This is a genomic window from Bacillus sp. 5w2 (assembly GCF_054353775.1).
This window is the reverse complement of the sequence record NZ_JBTIWT010000001.1, coordinates 238,482-264,249: the sequence shown is the minus strand read 5'-3', so window position 1 is coordinate 264,249 and position 25,768 is coordinate 238,482. Positions and strand designations below refer to the sequence as shown.

Here is a 25,768-nt window from a genome sequence, read left to right as displayed (position 1 = left end):
TTCATTTTCTTTTAGAATAAGTAATGTTTTCCTGAAAAAATATAAGAGAAACGTCTATTAGAGAAAAAGGTGACTTTAATAGTTGAACGAACATAACACCTAGAATGACAGATGGGGTGGTACAAATAGAAAAGAAGTTAGGGTTTTTTCCATTAATTGCATTAGTAGTCGGAACGATGGTTGGTGGCGGTGTTTTTAGTTTACCGCATGATTTAGCAGTAGGAGCGAATAGCGGCTCTATAATAATTGGTTGGTGTATTACAGCGATGGGAATGATTCCACTCGCGCTCGTTTATCAAACGTTAGCAAGACAAAAACCGGAGCTTGAGGGCGGAATTTATAGTTATGCACGTGCTGGTTTCGGAGAATATATCGGATTTAACAGTGCTTGGGGATATTGGCTAGCAGGAATTTTAGGAAACGTTGCAACAATCATGTTACTGTTTAGTACATTAGGTTATTTCTTCCCCATTTTTAAAGGTGGAAATAATGTTGCGTCTATTGTTGGAGCGTCACTTTTATTATGGACACTTCATTTTCTAATTTTATTTGGAATTCGTGAAGCATCTATTATGAATGTGATTGCAACGATAGGGAAATTAGTTCCAATCGTATTATTTATTGTTGTAATGGTAACAGCGTTTCGCTGGGATACGTTTACACATGATTTTTGGGGAGAAGGAACTATATCAGTTTCCTCTATACTTGGTCAAGTGAAAAATACAATGCTTGTAACTCTTTGGGTTTTCATTGGGGTTGAAGGAGCGGTTGTATTATCTGGTAGAGCGAAAAATAGCCGAGATGTTGGTAAAGCGACAGTACTTGGACTTATTTTAGTAATGTCTATTTATATTTTAATTTCTGTCTTGTCTATGGGAGCGATGACAAGAGGAGAGCTTTCCGTGTTAGAAACCCCATCAATGGGACATGTATTAGAACATGTTGTTGGGACATGGGGCGCAGTTGCGATTAACATTGGGTTAGTTGCTTCACTTGTAGGTACATTAATAGGCTGGTTTTTACTTGTTTCTGAAATTTCCCACGTAGCAGGAAAAGATGGCGTGTTTCCGAAAGTCTTTACGAAAACAAATAAAAAACAAACACCACATATGGCATTATGGATTTCAAATTGCGTTGCCCAAATTATATTTATAATCGTTCTGTTTTCAGAATCAACATATCAAATTATGTATTTCATAGCTTCAACATCAATTTTAGTACCATATTTATTATCAGCGTTATTCCAATTCAAATTAGTTATTACAAACGAACTAAAAGATGCAAAAGTAAAAAACGGCTCGTTAGCTTTAATTGCTTCTATTTATTCTGTATGGCTTCTATATGCAGCAGGTTTGAAAAATTTATTACTTGTTTCAATCGTGTATGGAATCGGGATTATTGTTTACATGTATGCAAGAAAAGAAAAAGGAAATCGTTGTTTTAAAGGTATTGAGAGATATGTAATGTGGGCAATTGTTATCGCAGCTATCACATCACTTTATATGCTATTAACTGGAAATATAAAAATGTAAAAGTCCTTTTAAATAAAGGGCTTTTTTCTTTGTCTAGAGAATATTTAATACATAAGATATTCAGGAGGGATGAAAATGGAAGAAAAAGAACAGTTAACCAGAATTGTTGATTTAGCGAGTGAAGTAAGGAAAGTATTAGTGCAAGAATCCTTTTTTAATCATCATCCTGAACTACGAGGAGTGATTGAAAATTTAGCGAGTGCTGTAGAGAATTTGGCGGAATTACAGCAAAATAAAGATGAAAACGCTGAAGATCGATTACGATATGTACTTGCTAAAATGAAAATTGCTCATAATGCCATTTTACAAGAGAAAAAAGCTTTTCCATCTCATTAATATACGTTTTCATTTTGAACCTGGCGGATAACGTCAGGTTTTTTGTTTCTAGTTTTTCGTTTCGTTCATACACTAAGAATAGTATGAAAAAAAGAAGGTGACGAAGGTGAAATTACATAAAGCTCTTCAGCCAAGTTTTATAAAACGAATGTACTATATGAGGTTTATCGGAAAGTTTACAAAAGCAGAGAGAGAGAAGAATGGGGAGAATTTCTTTGTACAATGCCTATCGCCAATACCATTCACGTTACAAGAGCAATTAAAAAATGAACCATACGTATTTGAAGGTTTATGTAGCAATAAAAAGAATGAAAAAATTTTTTCGGAATTAAAGAAAAGAAAATTAGAAAAGCAATTGGTTATGTTTCGTCTTTATTATGAAAGAGGACATATATACGCGGAGTTAATTTGTACAGAAGAACCGCGAGAAATGGCAAATGGCTATAAAATGATTCCAGTACCTAAAGTTTCCGATTACAGAAAAGGAGAGGCTTTAGAAAGAAAACTTAGTAATGGTTATTTGTCATTTCTAATGCCAAAATATCCGAAAGACTTTGAGCCTCCAGAATTATTGTGGCATGATGGAAGGTTATATGGAAATATTTCTTTAAAGTCATCATCAATTAGTTCAATCGCATATGTTGAACAGCAGCGGGAATGTAAGTATATAGACCTTAATGACTGGTTGAAGCATGTAGAAATAGCGGTAGAAGATCAATTGTATTTTGTAAGTAATCATGTGTATGAGCAATTAAAAAAACGAATGACTGAGGAAGGTAAGCTTGTAGAAGTAGAGGAAATAAAAGTGCAAAAGGATGAATGGGAGTGGGATGAACGTGAATCCGTATTTTTACAGTATGTAAAAAGTTTTGTGCGTAATAAAGGGCTATATTTGGATGAAACGGACATTTATAATTTTCACATAAGCACGAAAACAAATATGTTAACGATTCTTGGGGGTATACCGGGCGCTGGGAAATCCCGTTTTGTGCAAGCTTATGCGGAAGCACTTGGATTACAGTATGGGGAAGAATTGGTTTGGATCCCGATTTCACCATCGTACCAAGAACCACATGATTTACTTGGTTACCTTCACCCAAATGGTACTTTTATTGAAAGTGAAACAAAATTAGTTAGGGCGTTAATGAAGGCAAAAGAAAATCAAAATCAGCTGTATATAATCGTTTTTGATGAAATGAATATGTCATATATTGAGCATTGGTTTACTCCATTTCTATCTGTTCTTCAACTTGAAAAGCAAAATCGTATTTTAAATTTGTATGAAGGTGTACAAGAAAAAGAAAATCCAATTCCATCAACAATTGAAATTGGAGAAAATATTATATTTGTAGGTACTGTAAATTTTGATGAAACAACGAAAGAGCTCTCAGATCGATTATTAGATCGGACAAATTTAATTACTTTACAAAAGATTCCGTTTTGTGAGATGTATATGGAACAAGAGAAAGTTGTATTACAACCACCTCTGAAAGTAACTGCAGGAGAATTTCGCATAAATTGGGTCAGGAATAAAACGATGATTGAGGTGTTTTCTGAAGAAGAGTTAGAACTATTAGATAAGCTGCATGTTCTATTGTCATCACACGATATGTCAAAGGGAATTTCTTTTCGATGTGCAAACGCAATAGCTACTTACTTACAAAATATACCGTTCCAAAATAATCATTCCTATATGATCAGTAGAGAAGAAGGATTTGATTTACAAATAAAGCAACGTGTATTGACGAAAATAAGAGGGACTGAAATGATGATTGGCTCTTTACTTTCTGAAGAGGTAAAAAGGGGGGCGACATTAGTACCTCTTTTGCAATCTCCACTTGCAAACAGAGTATCTACATTTGAACATTCTTTAGCATGTATAAGAGAAAAGCGTAGAGAACTGGAGTTGTATGGATATGCAAAATGAATGGCGATGTGAAACAGAAATCGTTGATACGAAAGAAACGCTCCCTTTTGTATTAAAGTTAATCATTGGAACAGAGGCAAAAGGGGAATATATTTTGTTAAATCGTCTTTGTACATCTACTACAGCATTAGTTCAATGTATTTATAAAGTACAAGAATTAAAACCACTCAGATTACATTACCATTACGAAAGTCCTATGGATATTACTTTTATATGGAATAAAGTATATGAGGGACAGAAAAATATAAAAGAGTCAAAATATGAAATAAATGAAAAAAAACAAAAGGTATTAATATATGAACATGGAAAAACGGAATTCTTTTATCCATGGCGTTGTGGTCTATATCATTTTGAAGTGCGTATAGAAGATACAACGTATTATGGGGCTTTTCAAGTCGTGCCAAAAAATTTTTTTGATGATCAATTTGAAATGATTCAAAACTATGTGAAGTCAATTTTGAATGAGTTGATTTTAGATAGAGGGTATTATAAAAAGACTTTCTCTGCACTTAGTGATATTGAAGATTCTTCTTATTTAGTGTTACTTAGAAAATTGCCACAAAAAATGAAAAAGATAAAGCAAATTTTTAAGAAAATAGAATCAAGTTCAAAATTTATACATGAATATAAATGGGAAGAAAAGGAGCGAAAGGCAACGAGAAAAGGAACCATAGTGGCGGAAAGAAAATCGTATGCAAAATATTATAATCGTAAGTTTATAGAGCAAAAAAATAGTAAGGAAAATGCATTTCTTAAATTTAAAGCGATGCAATTTTATCACTATTTACTTGAAGCTGAAAGTTTTTTGCGTCAAACAATTGAAATATTAGAAAGAGCAAAAAAGAAGAAATCAGAAGAATTTCAAGCTGTAAAAACGATTATACAAACAATTGAGCGTAATGGATCAGTGACCGATAGAGAGAAACAAAAATATAAAAATATACATTTACTAAAAGAGGCGGATTTACGAAAGAGTTCTATGAAGATACAAGAATATAAAATATTATCACATTTTGTACATGGAAGTGTACAATACTTTCAAACTTTAATGCATTCGCCATTTTGGAGAGAAATTTCTGAAACGGGTAACATGAACTCACATAATTTACCGATACCACATCAACAATTACTACAGCATTTAGATTTACTTCCACAATCTATAGATCAATCTCCATCTTTACTATTTGTTTATAAACCAACATTTTTAGTGTATGAATATTACGCTTTTTTTATCGTTATTTCAATGTTAGAGCAAATTGGTTTCGAGGCTAGAAATTCCATTCGTGAACAAATACAAGAACATTTTTATGTAGATGGATTACAAGATGGAACGACAGTGGTGTTACATCGAGATGATATTAGAATACATGTCGCATTTAATGATTTAATTGAAACACATCCTCTTATTGCATTAAGTAAAGGGAGTAATTTTTATAATGGAGAAGATACGAAGAAGCCGGATATTCGCTTAGACTGTTATGTAAAGGAAGAAGGGAAATACGTATATCAATCTTCTATTATTATTGAAGTGAAGTATAGCCCAATGTACAATATCTTTCAGCACGTTGGAAATACGAAAGCAACTGAGCAAATGTATAAGTACTGGTCTATAAAATATGTAGAAGAACAAGATGGAAAGCGAGTCTATTATCGAAGGGCCATTTATGAAGTCATTTGTGTATATCCAGGAAGTCATATGCATAGTAAAAAGATTGAGTCTGGATGTGGTGTGTTCTTGCAATTATATCCTTATAAAACGAAACAAGGGGAAGCGAAATTAGCTGGAAAAAATGGAATGGTACAAATTTTTGGGAAGTGGTTAAAAAGCATGAAGAAGTAAAAGAAATCCTTTTCCTAAAGGATTTCTTTTAGATTAAGAAGAATTATATGCAGTATGGAAAGAAGCTTCATACGATTTGAATTTGAAAGTAATATAAATATGTTGTTAGAAGAACGGTACATGAGGGATAAAAGGCGATTAAGGTGGAATTTAATTCATTTTGCAGAATATAATAAGTCGTAAATATTTTTAGTTGCATACGAAGATTTGTTCTTATATGATAGATAGTGAAAGCGTTATCAAAAACAGAGCGGCGATGTGAAAGGCGGGTAAATATGTTCCAGCGTGTTCAAACAAAGGAAGAACATTTTTGGTTCGAGCAACTATGGGGAGATTTTTGTGAAGAAAGAAACTTAATGTTCGTAGAACGTAATTTAAATCCATCAAGATTTTTATTAATAGAAGATGAACATCATATTGGTACAGTAGAATGTATTAAGTATACGGTACCTGAACAATCAAATTCTGAGTTTTTCTATCCGTTTTCTAAAAATGATTTAGTGAAAGATTTGAAAAATGTGTATGAAATAGGCAAGTTAAGTATTGCGAAAACGTCTCGTGGGAGAGGACACTTCAAAAGACTAACCGCTATTTTATTTATGCATGCATTAGAAACGAAAGCAGAATGGTATATTGCAGCAGTTACAAAAAGAATGTATATGTATTTGTTAACACTCGGTTTCCCAATTGAACCGATAGATAATCCATTTCAGTTTCATGATACTTTACAAGGTGTACCAGTACGAATTCATGCTCGAAAAGGGGCTACGCATTTGTATTCTTTAAAAGAGTTTCGAGATGTAATTCAAGGGAATGCTCATGCACAGGCATTAATCGCAGAATACAGTAAAAATATTATGTTAACCAAATAAACCGAAATGAATATGTATAATAAAGACGATACTAATTTAAAATGAAATCATTCTTCATGAAAAAGACCCTTATTATTTTAATAAGGGTCTAAAAATTATAATCCAAATATACTAAAAATCATTTTGCGGCGCTTCGGTTTCTTTTCACGTTCATATGTTGGTTTTGTATCGGGAGTAATATATAGTGGTTCTTCTTTCTTGAGATCAGCTTCTAGCTTTTGAATTCGCTCTAACATTTCCTCCATTTCACGGCGATGTTGTAAAAGTTGGTACGTAACTACATCATTTGCCTTGTCTTGCATTTGTTCTTCCATTCGATCTAACCTTCTCGTAATTGTGTTTAATTGAGCGACTAATTGCTCAAAATCATGCGATGATATGTTTTGAACAATTGTATTTACTTGAGTTTTTAATTCTTCAACATCGTTTGATGATGTTTTTTGAGTAGGGTGAGAATTTTGAGACTGCTCTATTTGTGAAAGATGGTATTCTAACATTTGGTCTAAATTATCTTGTGTAAAAATAAAGTGACCATATTTATTTTTTTCTATCGTAAGATTTAATTGTTGTGCAATCCGGACAACAGCCTTTGGGCTAACACCTAATTTTTTTGCGATAAATGGTGTTTTATATTCCAAAATAATCCCTCCTATATATATCCTGTTGAATGATTTCGATCTATGAAGTAAGTTCCCTTCTAGTGTGACAAAAGAAGTGTGGAATCGGCAAAGAAAGTGTTTTTTCACGAAATGAAGCTATGAAGAATATATCGTGTATATAAAAATGTTTTATCTTAAGATTTAGAATTATTTGACTGAAGGAAATGAATTAGATTATCATAATGATAAATATCTTTTTTATGTATGCATATAATATATAAAAAGGTGGTTGCTAATGTAGAATTTTGTTAGAGTATTAGAATGCTTACTTCACTTGAATAAAATTAAGTAGGAGGTGGCTTCCTTGCTTACAATGTAAGTAAGGAAAAGTATTTGGACATATATAGTATAAGTATAGTGATTGTTTTAATTGCCTTGACGGCATTTTTCGTTGCAGCAGAATTTGCAATTGTTAAAGTGCGAAGTTCACGAATTGACTATTTAATTGCGGAAGGAAATAATCGCGCAACATCTGTCAAAACAGTCATTACAAACTTAGACGAATATTTATCTGCTTGTCAGCTAGGAATAACAGTTACAGCTCTGGGGATTGGGTGGTTTGGTAAACCTGCGTTAAAGCAAATGTTTGACACGCTTTTTGTAAATTTGAACATTTCTACTCGACTAGCAGATATTTTTGCTGTAATTTTAGTGTTTTTGTTTATTACATTTTTACATGTTGTAATAGGGGAATTGGCCCCAAAAACATTCGCGATTCAAAAAGCTGAACAAGTGAGTTTATTTGTTGCTAAACCGTTAATTTTCTTTTATCGTATGGCGTTTCCATTTATTTGGATCCTAAATGGATCAGCCCGAATTATTACGAAGTTGCTAGGGCTGAAACCACCGAAAGGGCACGATGAGGTTCATTCAGAAGAAGAATTACGGCTATTGGTTTCTGAAAGTTACAAAAATGGAGAGATTAATCAGTCTGAATATAAATATGTAAACAAAATCTTTGAATTTGATGATCGTATAGCAAAAGAAATAATGGTACCCCGAACTGAGATGCATATTATAAATAAAGAAATGCCTGCTGAAGAGGCTTTGCAAAAAATGTCTCGAGAAAAATATACGAGATATCCAGTTGTTGATGGTGACAAAGATCACGTAATAGGGTTTGTAAACTTTAAGGATATTTTCACAGATTTTGTGCAGCATAAGGCGGTTAGCAACAAGAAAGTAGAGCAATATATTAGGCCGATCATTTTAGTTATCGACTCTATCCCAATACACGACTTATTTTTAAAAATGCAAAAAGAAAGAACACATATTGCTATATTGATTGATGAATATGGTGGTACGTCTGGACTTGTTACTGTTGAAGACATTTTAGAAGAAATAGTTGGAGATATTCAAGATGAGTTTGATACAGATGAACAACCAGAAATTCAACAAGTGAGTGAAACGAAAACAATACTAGAGGGAAAAGTGCTTGTTAGTGAAGTGAATACGTTATTAGGTTTAACGATTGATGATAATGGTGTGGATACAATCGGTGGTTGGATTTTAACGAAGAATATAGAAATTGCTGAAGAGGATTTCATTGAAATTGAAAATTATACGTTTTGTGTGAAAGAATTAGATGGACACTATATTAAGAGATTAGAAGTTACAAAAACTGTAGAATCAATTGTTATATTAGAAGACGAAAAACAAATTTCATTACAAGAACAAATTAGTTCATAGACTCTGCTAGATGGCAGAGTTTTTTTGAGCATAATGTTTTTGGCAGCATAAGGGCTATGATACAATGACATAAGTCGGACCTTTCACTAGGTTAAGTATTGTTGTATACATATATTTGGAAGGAGAAGAATTATGAAAAAGCATTTATATATAAATGGAGATTGGAAGTCTGTAAATACGTATAAACCATTATACGCACCATATTCTGAAGAAACGTTAGCGGAAATTGCACAAGGAACGGAAGCAGATGTACAAGAGGCTGTTACTGCTGCAAAAAATGCAATGAAAAAAATGAATACATTATCTGCATATGATCGTGCGACTATTTTAGAGAAGGTTGCACAAAAAATGGATGAAAGAAGAGAAGAATTTGCAGAGCTTATTGCAAGAGAAGCTGCAAAACCAATTCGTGCTGCAAGGGGAGAAGTAGATCGTACCGTTCAGACATACAAATTTGCAGCGGAAGAAGCGAAGCGTATATACGGCGAGACACTACCGCTCGATGCAGCACCTGGTGCAGATGGGCGTATTGCGTATACAATACGAAAACCGATTGGGGTTATAGGAGCAATTACACCATTTAATTTCCCATTAAATTTAGTGGCACATAAAGTCGGCCCTGCAATTGCTGCCGGAAATACAGTTGTGTTAAAACCAGCTGATCAAACGCCATTATCGTCTTATGCATTAGTTGAATTGTTTGAAGAGGCAGGATTACCAAAAGGAGCTCTAAATATTATTTCTGGTCCTGGTTCAACTGTAGGTGAGGCGATAGTTACAAATGATGATGTTGCTTCCATTACTTTTACGGGAAGTCCGAAAGTTGGAATTGGAATTAAGGCAAAGGCTGGGTTAAAGCGAGTTACGTTAGAACTAGGGTCAAATGCTGCTGTTATTATTGATGAAGATGTAGAATTAACAGATGAAATAATTGAGCGTGTAAAATGGGGAGCATTTGTTAATAATGGACAAGTTTGCATTTCGGTGCAGCGTGTTTTTGTACATGAAAAGAGAATGGATGAATTTCTTTCAAAGCTAAAGAAAGCGATGGAAACAGTTGTTGTTGGGGATCCACTGTTTGAAGAAACGGATGTATCGGCTTTAATTTCGAAAAAAGATGTAGAGCGAATTGAAATGTGGGTGCAAGAAGCTATTAAGGAAGGTGCAGCTGTTTTATACGGTGGTAAGAAACGTGATGCAAGGATTTTTGAACCAACTGTATTAACAAATGTTCCAGAGCATGTATCTGTTCAGTGCCAAGAAGTATTTGGTCCACTCATGACTGTAAATACATTTAAAGAATTTGATGAAGCAATAGAGAAAGTAAATCATTCGCGTTACGGTCTACAAGCAGGAGTATTTACAAATAATTTGTTCAAAGCAATGCGTGCGATTGATGAGTTAGAAGTTGGTGGTGTCATGATAAATGATATTCCAACGTTCAGGGTAGATCATATGCCTTATGGTGGTGTGAAAGAAAGTGGAACGGGACGTGAAGGTATTAAATATGCAATAGAAGAAATGACAGAAATGAAATTAGTATGTATTAAAAAATAAAGTATAAAGAACTTAAACATTGTAATAAAAAACGAGTAGGAAATGTTTACGATTCCATACTCGTTTTTTATTGATTGTTTTACGTTTCTCAGAACGATTTCATTTAATCAAGTGTACCTTTTACTTCATTTCTTGTTTGAAAATAGCATCTTCTACATAAATTTGTTCTTTGTCAACAGCAGTGCTATGAGATAATACTAAACCGATTGGTGTTTCTGTACCTTTATTTTGAACAATTGTGAAAGGAACATTTTTTTCATTCGCTAATTTAATGTATTTTGATAAATGTGGGTAAGCAATGCCACCATTTAGGAATATTTGTAATGATTGAGAAGAGCGCATGCTACTAGCTACTTCAGAATATACATTACTTTGCATTACTTGACCGATAGTTAAAGCGATTTCTACACGCTCACGTAATGTAGTTAAATACATATTACGTTCTTCTGGTTTGTTCTGCTTTTGGCCGTAAATGCCTTCTTGGAGATAATCTTCCACATTTTTATTTACCATATTTTTCACACCTTTCATTTTCTATTGTACGAAAGAATGAAGCAGGATGCAAAAAAAGTCTCATCAAATGTAAAAAACTTTGAATGAAAGGAAGGAAAATGGTAAGTATCAATCTAAACAAATAATAAAGTCATAAAAATTTTATCAACACATATTAACAAAATGTGACAATAATCTATTAACGAATCGCGTTTTTTGTGTTAATATTCAAAATATAAAGGGTGTTCGTCGCATGGAAATGGAGGGAATGGGGGTTTTTCCAATCGATAAGGATATTAAAGAAGTATTTTGCTCGCACTTGAAAAACAACAGGCACCAATTCGTTGAGAACTGGAAAAACAAAATGATAATTTCCGATAAAGATCCATTTAAACTAGAAGCAGTTCAAAATGGAGAGGATTTATTAGAGTTAATTATCGAACTTACTATGGAAGAAAAAGATATAGATTATCTTCAGCCATTATGCGAGAAAATTGCTATTGAACGTGCAGGAGCAGATGCGAATATTGGTGATTTTGTTTATAATGCAAATGTGGGAAGAAATGAGCTTTTCGAAGCGATGTGTGAATTAGATGTTAGCGCACGTGAATTGAAACCAATTATGGCTCAAATACATACTTGTTTTGACAAATTAATTTATTATACTGTTTTAAAATACTCGGAAATTATATCAAAAAATTTAGAGGAAAAACAGCAATATATTAACGAAACACATAAAGAAAGGCTGACGATTTTAGGGCAAATGTCAGCTAGTTTTGTACATGAATTTCGTAACCCACTTACTTCCATTATGGGATTTGTCAAATTATTAAAGGCAGATCATCCTAGTTTATCGTATTTAGATATTATTTCGCATGAATTAGACCAATTAAATTTTCGTATTTCGCAATTTTTACTCGTATCGAAAAAAGAAATGTGGAATGAATCAGAACGATTTTGGCTTAATGACTTGTTTCAAGATATTATACAGTTCTTATATCCGAGTTTGGTCAATGCAAATGTTTCGATTGAAAAGAATTTGCCGTATCCAATTCCGCTTGTTGGTTATCGGAGTGAAGTGAGACAAGTAGTTTTAAATATATTAATGAACTCAATTGACGCTCTTGAATCAATGAAAGAAGAACGAAAAATTGTCATTGATGTATTTGAAGAAGATCAATCGATCCGAATTGTGATAAAAAATAATGGGCCAATGATTCCAGCTGAAAATGTAGAAACAATTTTTGAACCATTTGTAACTACTAAAAAGTTAGGAACTGGTATTGGGTTATTTGTATGTAAACAAATTGTAGAAAAACATAATGGGTCCATCATGTGCCGTTCAGATAACGAGTGGACAGAATTTCAAATTGAATTTCAAAAATAAACAGTCTACACCAAATGAATGGTGTAGACTGTTTTAATTTGTAAGTATAACGGTTTCTAATTTAGGATCTTTAGTCGAATAACCTACTATGGTAATGGTATAAATAATGTTCGGTTCGACTTTGAAATTCGGTATAGTTAACAAAATGCTTGGATTATCTGCAAGTGAAACCTCAATATCTGCAGTACCAGGGCTAACTTCTAAAAAATCTGTTATTTGTTTAAAGAGTACATTTTCAAATAAATGATCTCCACCTTTTAAATCTACATTTACAACAGGGGTATCTGGAGAAAAATGTGCAAAGCGTATTTTTGCTTGACCAGCTGGTAAATGTGTATTATCAAGCATAGGTTGTAATTGTAGATGATTATCACTATTTATTGCGGCAAAAGTATAAGTGTGATTTCCCATTATCGGTACTAAAGCTGAAAAGATAGGAGTTTCCTTTCCGACAGGAACGATATCTATACGATATTTACCTTGTACTAATGTTAAATAGGGACTGAATTGTTTAAATGAAATATTTTTAATAACCTTTTGTCCGTTTACTAAAATGTCAACCGCAGGTGTATTTGAAGCAGAGTGAAAAAACCTTATGTGTGACGGTAAAGCAGCTTCTTGTGAATCTCTTTTTTCATATGCCTGTACTAGTTTCGTAAGCGCATCGTAATATTTCATATATAGGTCTACATATTTTTTTGGATTATTAAATTGATAGTAACGAGCGAGCTGTTCGTAACGTGCAGCTTCTTGTCCATATTTTTCGATTTCAGATTGAGACATGAACATTCCTCCTTTGTCATCATTAAAACTATATGCTTAGCAAGAAAGAGGTTATGCGCAAAAAATTGTTTTTCTAAAGGAGAAAAGTTGAAAATCAATAAAAAATATTGCTTATGGATAAGTATAGTTTAGGTGAATGAGAGTTATAAATTTCTAGAGGACACAGCAATATATCAACTATATTGGGTGATGATGTATCGGCAATGTGTATTTTGAAATAAAAAACCTTAAGAGCGCATCAATTGACATATCGAAAACATGTCCCAAAATCCTTAGGAAACTAGGGATTTTTTAAATTATGGGCAAATACACATACAAAGTGATAATTGTCCTACATAAATTATAAAGGAAAGGTAGTTTGAATATGAGGAAAGGAATGAAATCTTGGGATGGGGATATCCCGAAAGGAATTATGAATGAAGTTATGGACGATTTTGTGCTATAGGCTGTAGGATGAATTTTGCATTTGTAATATTATTTTTACTATTTACGTTAGCAAGTGACGGTATTTACCGATAAAAGAGCGTCGTGCCGAACTGATTAATGTGGTTAATCGGTTCTTTTTTTATTGCATGAAATGGAGGGAACTATATGTTAGATGTTTTTGTTTATAAAAATAATTGTTATCCATTTAGTAAAATCGCTTGTCGAAATTTGTTTGAAAATATGCAATGTAAAGTAAGATAATAGGAAGGAGTTTAAAGGGAGTTTCGTCGAAGTTTACACAATGTCGGCATTTGAGGGAAGCTGGCATTATGTTAGGAAAATATTTAGTGAAGCGTTTATTTTATATAAAGGAGGGTTATTTGAGCGTATAGATAAGGGTTGGACTTCGTTTTAAGTTCTGAATTTTCTGTTTTCAAAACTATATTTAGCACTCATTTGTATATTTTATAATAGTTTTTTGATAAATTCACTGCTTTCGCAGAGGGTTCTTTTTTATGAAAGAAACGTCAATTTTCTTCATATATATATACAAATTGGAGAAATGGGGGAGCGCTATGCGCGATTACTTAATTAAACCACTTGTTGGTCAGCCGTATCCAATGATTTCACATGGAAAAGGTGTGTATTTGTATGATCAAAACGGAAATAAATATTTTGATGGCTCGTCAGGAGCAATTACGGCAGGTATTGGGCATGGCGTAAAGGAGATTGCAGATGTTATAAGAAAGCAAGCAGAGGAGATTGCTTTCGTTTATAGATCACAGTTTACGAGTGAACCAGCTGAAAAATTAGCGAAGAAATTAAGTGATTTAAGTGTAGGAGATTTGAACTGGAGCTTTTTTGTGAATAGTGGTACGGAAGCAAATGAAACAGCTATGAAAATTGCAATTCAGCATTTTCAAGAGCGAGGTATTCAAGGGAAGCATAAAATTATGTCACGATGGATGAGTTATCACGGTATTACGATGGGAGCCTTATCAATGTCTGGGCATCCACTGCGCAGACAACGTTTCGTGTCAATTTTAGAAGATTATCCAACTATTCCAGCTCCATATTGTTTTAGATGTCCGGTGCAAAAGGTATATCCAACTTGTCAGCTTGCTTGTGCGACTGAACTAGAAAGATCAATTGAAAGAATTGGTGCAGAACATATTGCAGCTTTTATCGCTGAACCGATTATTGGAGCAGCTGGAGGCGCAGTCGTTCCGCCGAAAGAATATTATAAAGTCATTAAAGATATTTGTAGTCATTACGATATTTTATTTATTGCTGATGAAGTAATGACTGGGCTTGGTCGTACTGGCGCATGGTTTGCGATGGAGCATTGGGGTGTAGAACCGGATATTATGACCCTTGGTAAAGGTTTAGGGGCTGGGTATACACCGATGGCAGCGACGATTGTAAGTGACCGTGTTATGGAACCGATTTTACGCGGATCACGTTCTGTTATGAGTGGGCATACGTTAAGTGCAAATCCATTATCTGCAGCAACAGCTCTAGCTGTTATTGAATATATGGAGAAACATAATCTACCTGAAAAAACAGCAGAAAAGGGAGAGTATTTAATAAAAGGATTACAGAAAGTTCAGCAACAATCGACAATCATTGCTGATGTGCGCGGAAAAGGGTTGCTGATCGGAGTAGAGTTGCAACCGTTTACAAAGGCGTCAGAACTTATTTCGGTTGCAGCTAAAAATGGTCTTCTTTTATACCAAGCTGTTTCAGGGCAAGCAGGAAAAGAAGATAGTGCACTGCTTGTGGCACCGCCAATGACAACTACATATTCCGAGTTAGATGAATTACTTTCAATTTTTGCAAAAAGTGTAGAAGAAATGATGCAAAAAGGAGGGCATAGTATCGCATGACAACTATTACGAATACATTCGATAAATTAAAAGAGATAGAGGAAGTAATTTCTTTGTTCCACGATGATATGACATTAATGTTTGGAGGGTTTGGGGGGATTGGATCCCCTCCATCTTTAATACAGGCGATATTAGAAAAAGGAGTTACAAATTTAAATTTAATAGGAAATGACACTGGATTTCCTGATGTAGGAATCGGTCGTCTCGTTACGAATGAAAGAGTAAAATCATTAATTACTTCTCATATTGGTTCAAATCCAAATGCAGGAAGACAACTAAACGAAGGAAGGTTACAAATCGAGTTTTCTCCCCAAGGAACATTAGCAGAGCGTATTCGTGCTGGTGGTGTAGGACTTGGTGGCGTATTAGTTGATGTTGGTGTTGATACGATTGTAGAAGAGGGAAAACGTACAGTTGAAATGAATGGTAAGACATATTTAGTTGAAACAGCATTAACGGCTGAGGTTGCGATTGTATATGCGAAGAAAGCGGATCCGTTCGGTAACCTTGTGTTTGATAAGAGTGCTCGTAACATGAATCCTCACGTTGCTATGGCCGGGGATATAACGATTGTAGAAGCAGAAGAAATCGTTCCGCTTGGAAGTTTAGATCCAGAAGAAATTGTTGTCCCAGGAGTATTTGTAAATTATATCGTACCGTCGGAAGGAGTGAATTGGAAATGGGTATGGGCGTAGAAGTGAGAGATAAAATTGCTAGACGTGCGGCGAAAGAAATACAAAATGGCATGATTGTAAATTTAGGTATTGGTATACCATCGCTTGTACCAAATCATTTGCCTGACGATATAAACGTTATGTTTCATGCGGAAAATGGAATTGTAGGTATGGGACCAACGCCAAGTAAAGGGAATGAAGACGAAAACTTATGTAACGCAGCAGGTTTACCGACTTCTCTTATTACAGGAGCGAGTTATTTTGATAGTTGCATGGCGTTTGGGATGATTCGAAAAGGTTTACTAGATATAACGATTCTTGGTTCATTACAAGTAAGTGAGAATGGTGATTTAGCAAACTGGATTGTTCCAGGAAAACGCGTTCCAGGTATTGGGGGAGCAATGGATTTGGCACAAAAAGCGAAGCGGGTCGTTGTTGTGATGAATCATGTCGATAAATATGGAAATGCAAAAATTGTTTCGGAGTGTACATTACCATTAACTTCAAAGAGATGTGTAGATTTAATTATTACCGATATGGCAGTTATGGAAGTGACGCAGGGTGGACTCATTTTACAAGAGTTGATGAGTCCATACACAGTGGAAGATATAAAACAACATACAGAAGCTGATTTTAAAATTGGCTCTAACTTACTAGTAATTGAATGAGGGGAGATGTAATATATGGAGCAATTAAAAAAACAAGTTTGTGATTATATTGAGAGTCATGAAGAGGAAAGCGTAAAATTTTTAAAGCGATTAATTCAAGAAAAGAGCGTATCTGGTGATGAGAGTGGTGCGCAGGCAATTGTGATTGAAAAATTACGTGAGTTAGGTTTAGATCTTGATATTTGGGAACCTTCATTTTCTAAAATGAAAGATCATCCTTATTTTGTATCACCGCGTACAAGTTTTTCAGATAGCCCGAATATTGTGGCAACCCTTAAAGGAAGCGGCGATGGAAAATCTATGATATTAAATGGGCATATTGATGTTGTACCAGAAGGAGATGTGAATCAGTGGGACCATCATCCTTATAGTGGTGAGAAGATAGGGAATCGTATATATGGTCGTGGAACAACGGATATGAAAGGTGGCAATGTTGCACTTATGCTTGCGATGGAAGCCATTATTGAATCTGGTATTGAATTAAATGGAGATATCTATTTTCAAAGTGTAATTGAAGAAGAAAGCGGCGGGGCAGGAACATTAGCGACTATATTACGAGGATATAAAGCAGATGGTGTCATTATTCCAGAACCAACAAATATGAAGTTTTTCCCGAAACAACAAGGGTCCATGTGGTTTCGTCTACATGTGAAAGGGAAAGCAGCACACGGTGGAACACGTTATGAAGGAGTAAGTGCAATTGAAAAAAGCATGTTTGTTGTAGAGCATTTGAGAAAATTGGAAGAGAAGAGAAATGACCGAATTACAGACCCGTTATTTAAAGAAATCCCGATTCCGATTCCAATTAATATTGGGAAAATTGAAGGTGGGAGCTGGCCAAGTTCTGTTCCTGATTCATTAATTTTAGAAGGAAGATGTGGTATTGCGCCGAATGAGACTATAGAGGCAGCAAAAGAAGAGTTCGAGAATTGGATCGCTGAATTAAATGATGTGGACAATTGGTTTGTTGAAAATCCCGTAGAAGTAGAATGGTTTGGAGCGAGATGGGTTCCTGGAGAACTAGAAGAAAATCATGAGTTAATTACAACACTCGAGCATAACTTTGTTGAAATCGAAGGGAACAAACCAATTATTGAAGCATCTCCGTGGGGGACTGATGGAGGTTTATTTACACAAATCGCCAATGTACCAACGATAGTATTTGGTCCAGGAGAGACGAAAGTAGCACATTATCCAAATGAATATATAGAAGTTGATAAAATGATAGCTGCCGCAAAAATTATTGCATGTACATTACTAGATTGGTGTGAGGTGAAAAAATGAAATACTATGAATCTTTTAGAGAACAGACGAATGGTTATACAATAGAAGGCGTTTTGGACTATTTTAATAAACGTATTCGAGTAGACCACTACACAGGAAATATTGAGAGGATTATCCAAACAATTGACGAATTAGCAGAGAAACATTCTTTCACTAAATGTATTATTAAAGGAAAGGGAGAGCATGTTTCAACATGGCTCTCTTTCGGTTTTTTATTAGAAGCAACAATACCACATTATTTTCAAGGCCATGATGCATACTTCTTCGTAAAATTTAATAATGATGAAAGACGAAACAGTATTCATTGGGCTGAGGAAGATACCATTTTTAGCGGTGTAAGAGCAAAAGAAGTAAAGGAAAAAATAGTCCCAGAGAAATTTCTATTAAGAAAAGCGACAGAAGAGGATGCGTACGAATTAGCAGCTGTCTTTGGAAAAGTATTTGAAGTGTATCCGACTCCTTTAAATGAGGCGAGTTATGTATTACAAACGATGAAAGAAGACGATACCATTTACTACGTATATGAATTTGAAGGGAAAATAATTAGTACAGCGTCTGCAGAAATGAATATTAAGGAAGGAAATGCAGAATTAACGAATTGTGCTACTTTACCCGAATATCGTAAACATGGGTTTATGAAAAGTTTACTCATCAAGTTAGAAGAAGAACTTCAAGAAAAATCCATTTTTTGCTCCTATACAATTGCTCGATCGCTTTCTTTCGGAATGAATGCGGCCTTTCATCAGTTAGGTTATACGTATACAGGAAGGTTGGCGAACAATTGCTACATTTTTGATAAGTTGGAAGATATGAATATATGGGCAAAAGATTTGTCTAAATAGAACGGTATAAAAATAGAACAGAATCGTCATGCTTATAATCGCACATAGGTATGCTGAAAATCCGGCATGTTATTGCTGGATTTTCGGCAAGAGGGGGGATGACATTGCTAGCAGTTTCGACACAAGAAGTCATTGAAGCGATTTTGGGCAGTATTGATGAGGCTATACACGCAGTAGATGAAAATGGTATTACAATTTTCTATAATACTGTAGCTGCAAAACACGATGGATCAAAAATTGAAAAAGTGTTAGGTAAACATTTGTTAGAAGCGTTTCCTTCTTTATCTAGGGAAACAAGTACGTTAATGAAAGTGTTAGATACAAAAAAACCAATCGTTCATCAAGTTCAGCATTATCAAAATTTAAATGGGGAAGACATTTGTACAGTAAATACGACATTACCTATTATTATAGATGGGAATATTGCTGGTGCTGTTGAAATTGCAAAGGATTATTCCACAGTTCAAAAACTCACAGATACAATTGTAGATTTGCAGTCAAAAATAAAGCGATCATCTAGAAAAAAAGCAATCAAAAAACATGTTGCATTTGAGACGATAGTGACGAATGATGCTCGGTTTAAACAGACGAAAGAATTAGCACAAAAAGTAGCGCCAACGGATGCAAATGTTTTAATATATGGGGAAACTGGAACAGGGAAAGAGTTATTTGTACAAGCGATTCATGAAGCTTCTAAACGGAAGAATAAGCCATTTATTGCGCAAAACTGCGCAGCTTTACCAGAGTCGCTATTAGAAAGTTTATTGTTCGGAACGACGAAAGGTAGCTATACTGGGGCAATTGAACGAGCGGGATTATTTGAACTTGTAGATGGTGGGACATTGTTTTTAGATGAACTGAATTCAATGCCTCTCGATTTACAAGCGAAAATGCTACGTGTATTAGAGGATGGTGTTATTCGTCGAATTGGTGATAATAAGACGAGAAAAGTAGACGTTCGCGTTATTACCGCAATGAATCAGCCACCAGAAATATGTTTAAGAGAGAATAAAATTCGCACTGATTTATATTATCGATTAAATGTCTTTTCATTATATATTCCGCCGCTACGTGAAAGAACTGAAGATGTACTATTATTAGCGTCTTATTTTTTGAAAGAATATAATAAAAGTTATAAAAAAGGTGTACTTCAAATGGATCAGGAAGCGAAAGAAAGACTACAAGCTTACCAATGGCCTGGAAATGTTCGGGAGCTAAAACATACGATTGAACATGCTGTCATTATTGCAGAAGGGGATACATTAACAGCCAATTGTTTACCGCGTACATTTCGGAAAGAGAATCTTCCAAAGAAGAAGAGCATATTGCCACTTAGAGAAGCACTTCATCAAACGGAAAAGGAATTAATAGATCAAGCGTTAATTGAAACGGAAGGGAATATATTACAAGCTGCAAAAATGTTAGGTATCCCTCGTCAAACGCTTCAATATAAACTGAGTAAGTACGACAAAACCGCCGAATAATTGGCGGTTTTTGTGTGTTTGCACCAATAAAAGAGCGTTTACATATATAAAAAGTAATGAATATGATAGTATGTATGGATTTCATAAAGTGCTTAAAAATATTTTTTCGCTTATATAATAGGGTTCTCCGTACATTTACTTATCAAAAAAGTAAAGTTGGCATAACTATTGCTTATATAAAGGATGAGCGTATAAAAAGGGGGAATAGCAATGTTACATGATGTATACAAACCAAATCGTCACTGGAAGGATATCGAGTTGTGGAAGGATGTTACTGAAGAGCAATGGAATGATTGGGTTTGGCAATTAACGAATACGATCAAAACGTTAGATGATTTAAAGAAAGTGATTAATTTAACACCTGAAGAAGAAGAAGGCGTTAAAATTTCAACAAAAACGATCCCGTTAAACATTACACCGTACTATGCTTGGCTAATGAATCCTGATGACCCACGCTGTCCGATTCGGATGCAATCTGTACCGATCTCGGAAGAGTTATATAAAACAAAATATGATTTAGAAGATCCGCTTCATGAAGATGAAGATTCACCAGTTCCAGGGCTAACACATCGTTATCCTGACCGCGTATTATTCTTAGTAACGAATCAATGTTCTATGTATTGTCGTTATTGTACACGCCGTCGTTTTAGTGGACAAATTGGAATGGGTGTGCCAAAGAAACAATTAGATGATGCAATTGGTTACATTCGTGATACACCGCAAGTACGAGATGTGTTAATTTCTGGTGGTGACGGTCTTCTAATTAACGATAAAATTTTAGAATATGTATTAAAAAATTTACGAGAGATTCCGCATGTTGAGATTATTCGTATCGGAACGAGAGCACCGGTAGTATTCCCGCAGCGTATTACAGAAAACTTATGTAACATTATTAAAAAATACCATCCAGTATGGTTGAATACACACTTTAACACTTCTATTGAGATTACAGAAGAATCGAAACTAGCATGTGAAATGCTAGCGAATGCTGGTGTTCCAATCGGAAACCAAGCAGTAATTTTAGCTGGTATTAATGACAGCGTTCCGATTATGAAAAAACTTATGCATGACTTAGTAAAAATCCGTGTACGTCCATACTACATTTATCAATGTGACTTATCTGAAGGTATTGGTCATTTCCGTGCACCAGTATCTAAAGGTCTTGAAATTATTGAAGGTTTACGCGGTCATACATCTGGTTATGCGGTTCCAACATTCGTTGTAGATGCACCAGGAGGAGGCGGCAAAATTGCGCTTCAGCCAAACTATTTAATCTCACAAAGTGCAGATAAAGTTGTGCTTCGTAACTTTGAAGGTGTTATTACAACGTATCCAGAGCCAGAGAGCTATATTCCAGGAAGAGCAGAAGGGTACTTTAAAGAAATCTATCCAAACTACGAAGAAAAACGTTCAGATGTTGGTATCGCAGGTCTTATGAGTGATAAGAAATTTAACCTTGTTCCAGACGATTTACAGCGTATGAGCCGTCGTAAAGACTATGAAGATAATGACACTCATGCATCACTAAAAGATAAACGTGATAAGCGCGACCAATTAAAAGATAAAAAATATCAAGCACAAATGGCTAAATTAGAAGAAAACGACAAAAAAACTGAGGGTGATGCAGTATGAATTGTATGTGGTGTGACAGTACAGAAGCGAAAGAAAGCTTGAATACTGTATATTGGGAATTACCAGATGGTACAAAAGCCATTGAAATCCAAGAGACACCATGCATTACTTGTTCCTCATGTGGTATGGATTATCAATCAGACCACACAGTAAAAGAAATAGAAGATCAATTGTTTCTAATTTATACGAAAGACTTGCCAAAACAACTAACATATGAAGAATTAATGGGAAGACCACGTCTATTAAAAAGAAATTATTTCGACTTTTAACCAGCTTTTATGCTGGTTTTTTTCTTTTGTGCCTTGTATAATGTACCCAAGTTAGAAAGGTAGGGAATATTTTTGAAAAAGACATTTTACCACTATATGATGAAGCATCGTGCAGCTTTATTTAGTAATGAAATATCGAATTTAGCAGAGGCAATGTATGATGATTTAAGCTTTCCGAAGCAATCTGAAGATTATGATGAAATTAGTTCATACTTAGAGTTAAGTGGAATGCTAGAAAGTATGTCTATATTTGATGAAGCTTGGGATTTATACATACAAGAGAGATAAAAACTATATGAAATTTTTGACGTGAAGCTAGTCTATTTGCTAGCTTTTTTTACGTTGTAAATAAATTTTCATGTGGTGATATTTTTTATTGAAAAAATTTATGAATATACGCTTCTGTGATAAGCGTTTTTATGTAGGTTGCATATACTGTTATCAAAATCACGACGTCAAAAAAAGGAGAGATATAGATGGCAAGAAAAAAGCAACCTAAATACAACGTAGGGGACATAGTCGTGATTACGCTATATGGAACCGTTGGTAAAATCACAAATATGAAGGTTTTAGATGGAGTTTACGTATACGAAGTCAATAATCACGATGGATTTTACGTAGAGCAAACATTGCAGCACGTTTCAGAGCAAGATATGAAAAAAGGTGAAACTGAGTGGATTGAATTAAACTATAATTTCACATTTGGTGATCTCGTGCAAGTAACAGGTTATGATAAAGATGTTTTTCGAATTGTTGGTTTTCGTACAGAAGTATGGAGATATAAAAATGACGCATGGGAAGATACAATATATGAATTGTCACGAATTACGGATGGTGAATGGTTAGAAGCGGATGAATCAGATTTAACGTTACTTGCCAATGCTCAGACGGCAAATGCAATTTTGAAGAAAATGAAACAAGATAAAGCTGGCATGAATAAATTAGATTTAGGAAAATTAAAGTCAATTAATAACTCAAAAAAAGTGAGTGTTAAGACAAATCGTCAAGAAATCATTGATGGATTACTTGATATTTATAACGATTATCAATTGTTATTCGATACATTTAAAGATGAAGAGTACAAAATTGTTATGGATGTTGTTCATAATTATTTAGTTAAATTGACAGAGAAAAAATAGTTAACTAGAAAGAGAGAATGAATTGAACAACAACATATGCAGTATAAGGTATGCCTACAATTATTAAAAAAATAAAAAGCCATTTAATAAGAGAGTCTGCCCATTGATCTTCATGCATGAACTCTTCTTTTGTTTGCCCTACTTCTTGTTCTACCTCATATTGGTATTCCATAATTATTTCCCCCTTTTTGATAGCTTGTACTACCATCGTATGCATCTCGTCCAAATGATATGACCTATAAAAAATAAAAACTATTTTTCTAATCTCATATACATAATTTTGAGATTTTTTCATAAAACAGAAATAAAGGAGTGATGCTCATGAAGGAAATTGAAGTCGTAATTGATACGGAAGAGATTGCGGAGTTTTTTTATGAGCAACTAATTGAAAGAGGATACGTTCCAAAACGAGAGGAAATTGAAGATCTCGCAGATATTACATTCGAGTATTTATTAGAGAAATGTATGATTGATGAAGTTTTTGATGAAGAAGATGAGTGAAAGTAACGACGGGCTTAACTCGTCGTTTTTTACTCTTTACAAACTTGTCACAAATATAGGCAGAAATTATTGGTATAATTAAAAGAAAATTTTACTCAAGAGGTGAAGGGATGTTCAAAAAAATTATTGATTCTTTATTAGGAAAGAAAAAATATCGTTCGTATTCGAGTAGTGACTATCGCCATAGAGGGCGCTCTTATTCAAGTAGCGATTATAAACGACGTTCATCGGGTTATGGGCATCAACATTATAAAAGAAAACGTAAAAGCCGTAGCTTCTTTTCAAGTAGCTGATGAAATGGCGTCGTATACTAGCTTTATTTGATAGACCACTGCGAAAAAATACAATTGTTGCAGAACGTTATAAAATTGAATCAGTAATTGGAATGGGTAGTTATGGGGTTACATATGTCGTTAATGATTTACAAATAAATAGATATAAAGTCTTAAAACAATTAAGACAAAGTAAACAAAGATATGAGTCTGGTAGAAAATCATTTGAACAAGAGAAAATGATTTTACAAACATTAAATCATCATGCAATTCCTAGGTTATATGATCATTTTGTATGGGAGAAAAAAAGCTTTTTTGTGATGGAATATATGCCGGGTAAAAATTTCGAAGATTATATTTTCTTAGATGGGCATGTGTATACAGAACGTGAAGTTTTTTTGGTTTTATATAAAATATTACAAATTGTGTCGGTGTTTCATAGTGAAGGCATTATTCACCGAGATTTACGCATTCCAAACATATTAATGAAAGAAAACCAAATTAGTATTATTGATTTTGGATTGGCTAAATTGAAGGGTGAGGGTGATGAACGAGCTACAACTTATGAAGGTGAACAAGCTTTGATGCGAGAAGTTCACTTTCGTAGCGATTTTTATGCGCTTGGTCATTTCTCGTTATTTTTATTATATGCAGGCTATGAATCTAATGAAAAACATGAAAAACCATGGTATGACGAATTAACTTTGGAAAATTATAACCGTGAAATGCTTATGCGAATGTTACAAATAAAAACACCGTACTATGAGAATGTACAAGATTTAAAAAAAGATGTAGCTTTTGCTTTAGAAAGGATGGAGGCTCCATGTTTCAAAAGTTTTTAGCAAGCGTTGGTATTGGTAGTACAAAAGTAGATACAGTTCTTGAAAAAGATGAGTATATTGTTGGAGAAGAGATACAAGGGAAGGTTCATATAACTGGTGGTTCAGTTAACCAACAAATTGAAAGCATTTACTTAACGTTATCAACAGCGTATGTACGAGAAGTGGATGATAAAAAAGTAACAGCAACATATGATTTAGAGCGAGTTCGTTTAACAGAACCTTTTTCTGTTGAGCCGAATGAAAAAAAAGAAATTCCATTTTCATTTAAAATGCCAGTTGAAACACCGCTTACACTTGGAATGAAAACAGTTTGGGTGCATACAGGCCTTGATATTAAACGCAGTATAGATCCAAGTGATCGTGATTACATTCAAGTGTTGCCAAATGCACTATTAAATAGTGTGTTAGAGAGTGTAAATCAATTAGGTTTTAAAGCGCGTCATATAGAATGTGAAGAATTACCGTATCGATTACGTAAGCAAGTTCCATTCGCACAAGAATTTGAGTTTGTTCCTGTTTCGGGAGAGTATTATGGGAAATTAGACGAACTAGAATTATTAATCTTGCCAAGCGCATATGATCGCCTAGAGATTATTATGGAAGTTGACAGAAAATCTCGTGGATTAGCAGGTTTATTTGCAGAAGCGCTTGATCTTGACGAGAAAGTGATTCGCTTTACAGTAATGAATGAAGATATTCCAATGATGAAAGAAAAAATTAACAATTATATTTTTTAATAAACTATGCATAAAAAAGAAATTGAGAGGAAAACTAA

26 protein-coding genes are annotated in these 25,768 nt (G+C 34.3%); 22 read left to right on the top strand and 4 right to left on the bottom strand.

The genetic code is table 11. The features are described 5' to 3' along the window. Positions 1 to 104 precede the first annotated feature (104 nt). From ACXY7N_RS01295 to ACXY7N_RS01275, 5 genes are all read left to right on the top strand, one after another. On the top strand, positions 105 to 1,532 hold the full coding sequence (locus ACXY7N_RS01295; RefSeq protein WP_000129472.1) for a basic amino acid/polyamine antiporter: 1,428 nt from the start codon (positions 105 to 107) through the stop codon (positions 1,530 to 1,532). A 75-nt stretch (positions 1,533 to 1,607) separates the two neighbouring features. Continuing rightward, positions 1,608 to 1,868 (top strand): hypothetical protein, encoded by a 261-nt coding sequence (locus ACXY7N_RS01290; protein ID WP_016088030.1) that lies wholly within the window; start codon positions 1,608 to 1,610, stop codon positions 1,866 to 1,868. Between the two features lie 106 nt (positions 1,869 to 1,974). Next, a complete protein-coding gene (locus ACXY7N_RS01285) occupies positions 1,975 to 3,795 on the top strand; it encodes an AAA family ATPase (protein ID WP_016088029.1) in 1,821 nt (606 codons plus the stop codon). Continuing rightward, positions 3,785 to 5,635: a hypothetical protein gene (locus ACXY7N_RS01280; protein WP_016088028.1), complete on the top strand. Its 1,851-nt coding sequence runs from the start codon at positions 3,785 to 3,787 to the stop codon at positions 5,633 to 5,635. Before ACXY7N_RS01285 ends, ACXY7N_RS01280 begins: the two co-directional genes overlap by 11 nt. Before the next feature lie 275 nt (positions 5,636 to 5,910). Then, entirely contained in the window at positions 5,911 to 6,507 is a 597-nt protein-coding gene (locus ACXY7N_RS01275) for a hypothetical protein (protein WP_016088027.1), read from the top strand. Between the two features lie 95 nt (positions 6,508 to 6,602). Here the strand turns inward: ACXY7N_RS01275 and racA are convergent, their stop codons facing one another. Continuing rightward, positions 6,603 to 7,145: a chromosome-anchoring protein RacA gene (gene racA / locus ACXY7N_RS01270; RefSeq protein WP_016088026.1), complete on the bottom strand. Its 543-nt coding sequence runs from the start codon at positions 7,143 to 7,145 to the stop codon at positions 6,603 to 6,605. A 354-nt stretch (positions 7,146 to 7,499) separates the two neighbouring features. Here racA and ACXY7N_RS01265 point away from each other — a divergent pair, with 354 nt between their 5' ends. Beyond that, positions 7,500 to 8,855, top strand: coding sequence for a hemolysin family protein (locus tag ACXY7N_RS01265; protein WP_016088025.1), 1,356 nt, complete (start codon positions 7,500 to 7,502; stop codon positions 8,853 to 8,855). A 132-nt stretch (positions 8,856 to 8,987) separates the two neighbouring features. Further along, on the top strand, positions 8,988 to 10,412 hold the full coding sequence (locus tag ACXY7N_RS01260) for an aldehyde dehydrogenase family protein (protein ID WP_016088024.1): 1,425 nt from the start codon (positions 8,988 to 8,990) through the stop codon (positions 10,410 to 10,412). A 120-nt stretch (positions 10,413 to 10,532) separates the two neighbouring features. Here ACXY7N_RS01260 and ACXY7N_RS01255 read toward each other — a convergent pair whose 3' ends face one another. After that, positions 10,533 to 10,925 (bottom strand): YueI family protein, encoded by a 393-nt coding sequence (locus tag ACXY7N_RS01255; RefSeq protein WP_000247572.1) that lies wholly within the window; start codon positions 10,923 to 10,925, stop codon positions 10,533 to 10,535. Between the two features lie 232 nt (positions 10,926 to 11,157). Here ACXY7N_RS01255 and ACXY7N_RS01250 point away from each other — a divergent pair, with 232 nt between their 5' ends. Then, positions 11,158 to 12,291, top strand: coding sequence for a BA2291 family sporulation histidine kinase (locus ACXY7N_RS01250; protein WP_080117997.1), 1,134 nt, complete (start codon positions 11,158 to 11,160; stop codon positions 12,289 to 12,291). Between the two features lie 33 nt (positions 12,292 to 12,324). Here the strand turns inward: ACXY7N_RS01250 and ACXY7N_RS01245 are convergent, their stop codons facing one another. Next, on the bottom strand, positions 12,325 to 13,074 hold the full coding sequence (locus ACXY7N_RS01245) for a DUF4397 domain-containing protein (RefSeq protein ID WP_016134394.1): 750 nt from the start codon (positions 13,072 to 13,074) through the stop codon (positions 12,325 to 12,327). 1,001 nt (positions 13,075 to 14,075) lie between these two features. On the opposite strand from ACXY7N_RS01245, the gene ACXY7N_RS01240 reads away from it, so the two are divergent. The 10 genes from ACXY7N_RS01240 to ACXY7N_RS01195 all read left to right on the top strand — a co-directional run bounded on the left by ACXY7N_RS01240 (position 14,076) and on the right by ACXY7N_RS01195 (position 23,378). Further along, the gene (locus ACXY7N_RS01240; RefSeq protein ID WP_016088020.1) at positions 14,076 to 15,386 is read left to right on the top strand and encodes an aspartate aminotransferase family protein; all 1,311 of its coding nucleotides are present in this window, start codon (positions 14,076 to 14,078) and stop codon (positions 15,384 to 15,386) included. Continuing rightward, a complete protein-coding gene (gene atoD, locus ACXY7N_RS01235) occupies positions 15,383 to 16,081 on the top strand; it encodes an acetate CoA-transferase subunit alpha (RefSeq protein WP_000208097.1) in 699 nt (232 codons plus the stop codon). Before ACXY7N_RS01240 ends, atoD begins: the two co-directional genes overlap by 4 nt. Continuing rightward, the gene (locus ACXY7N_RS01230) at positions 16,066 to 16,728 is read left to right on the top strand and encodes a CoA transferase subunit B (RefSeq protein ID WP_016088018.1); all 663 of its coding nucleotides are present in this window, start codon (positions 16,066 to 16,068) and stop codon (positions 16,726 to 16,728) included. Before atoD ends, ACXY7N_RS01230 begins: the two co-directional genes overlap by 16 nt. 15 nt (positions 16,729 to 16,743) lie before the next feature. Further along, positions 16,744 to 18,012: a peptidase gene (locus ACXY7N_RS01225; protein ID WP_016134396.1), complete on the top strand. Its 1,269-nt coding sequence runs from the start codon at positions 16,744 to 16,746 to the stop codon at positions 18,010 to 18,012. Beyond that, entirely contained in the window at positions 18,009 to 18,854 is an 846-nt protein-coding gene (ablB, locus tag ACXY7N_RS01220) for a putative beta-lysine N-acetyltransferase (RefSeq protein ID WP_488592236.1), read from the top strand. Before ACXY7N_RS01225 ends, ablB begins: the two co-directional genes overlap by 4 nt. A 98-nt stretch (positions 18,855 to 18,952) precedes the next feature. After that, complete coding sequence (gene rocR / locus ACXY7N_RS01215) at positions 18,953 to 20,338, top strand: arginine utilization transcriptional regulator RocR (protein ID WP_080117995.1); 1,386 nt, start codon at positions 18,953 to 18,955, stop codon at positions 20,336 to 20,338. Between the two features lie 210 nt (positions 20,339 to 20,548). Further along, positions 20,549 to 21,970, top strand: a complete 1,422-nt coding sequence (gene kamA, locus ACXY7N_RS01210; protein ID WP_016088014.1) for a lysine 2,3-aminomutase — start codon at positions 20,549 to 20,551, stop codon at positions 21,968 to 21,970. After that, positions 21,967 to 22,239, top strand: coding sequence for a YokU family protein (locus tag ACXY7N_RS01205; protein ID WP_002119088.1), 273 nt, complete (start codon positions 21,967 to 21,969; stop codon positions 22,237 to 22,239). Before kamA ends, ACXY7N_RS01205 begins: the two co-directional genes overlap by 4 nt. Positions 22,240 to 22,311: 72 nt before the next feature. Further along, a complete protein-coding gene (locus ACXY7N_RS01200; protein ID WP_000750725.1) occupies positions 22,312 to 22,527 on the top strand; it encodes a YozE family protein in 216 nt (71 codons plus the stop codon). A 188-nt stretch (positions 22,528 to 22,715) separates the two neighbouring features. Further along, positions 22,716 to 23,378, top strand: coding sequence for a hypothetical protein (locus ACXY7N_RS01195; protein ID WP_000101496.1), 663 nt, complete (start codon positions 22,716 to 22,718; stop codon positions 23,376 to 23,378). A 4-nt stretch (positions 23,379 to 23,382) separates the two neighbouring features. Here the strand turns inward: ACXY7N_RS01195 and ACXY7N_RS01190 are convergent, their stop codons facing one another. Beyond that, entirely contained in the window at positions 23,383 to 23,550 is a 168-nt protein-coding gene (locus tag ACXY7N_RS01190) for a DUF3930 family protein (RefSeq protein WP_000456535.1), read from the bottom strand. A 149-nt stretch (positions 23,551 to 23,699) separates the two neighbouring features. Here ACXY7N_RS01190 and ACXY7N_RS01185 point away from each other — a divergent pair, with 149 nt between their 5' ends. The 4 genes from ACXY7N_RS01185 (at position 23,700) to ACXY7N_RS01170 (ending at position 25,730) form a co-directional block, all read left to right on the top strand. Beyond that, positions 23,700 to 23,879, top strand: a complete 180-nt coding sequence (locus tag ACXY7N_RS01185) for a YozD family protein (RefSeq protein ID WP_000658451.1) — start codon at positions 23,700 to 23,702, stop codon at positions 23,877 to 23,879. A gap of 110 nt (positions 23,880 to 23,989) precedes the next feature. Further along, positions 23,990 to 24,172: a hypothetical protein gene (locus ACXY7N_RS01180; protein WP_016088012.1), complete on the top strand. Its 183-nt coding sequence runs from the start codon at positions 23,990 to 23,992 to the stop codon at positions 24,170 to 24,172. Beyond that, positions 24,172 to 24,993, top strand: coding sequence for a serine/threonine protein kinase (locus ACXY7N_RS01175; protein ID WP_016134400.1), 822 nt, complete (start codon positions 24,172 to 24,174; stop codon positions 24,991 to 24,993). The genes ACXY7N_RS01180 and ACXY7N_RS01175 overlap by 1 nt, the downstream gene beginning before the upstream one ends. Further along, a complete protein-coding gene (locus ACXY7N_RS01170; protein ID WP_016088010.1) occupies positions 24,975 to 25,730 on the top strand; it encodes a sporulation protein in 756 nt (251 codons plus the stop codon). The genes ACXY7N_RS01175 and ACXY7N_RS01170 overlap by 19 nt, the downstream gene beginning before the upstream one ends. Positions 25,731 to 25,768 lie beyond the last annotated feature (38 nt).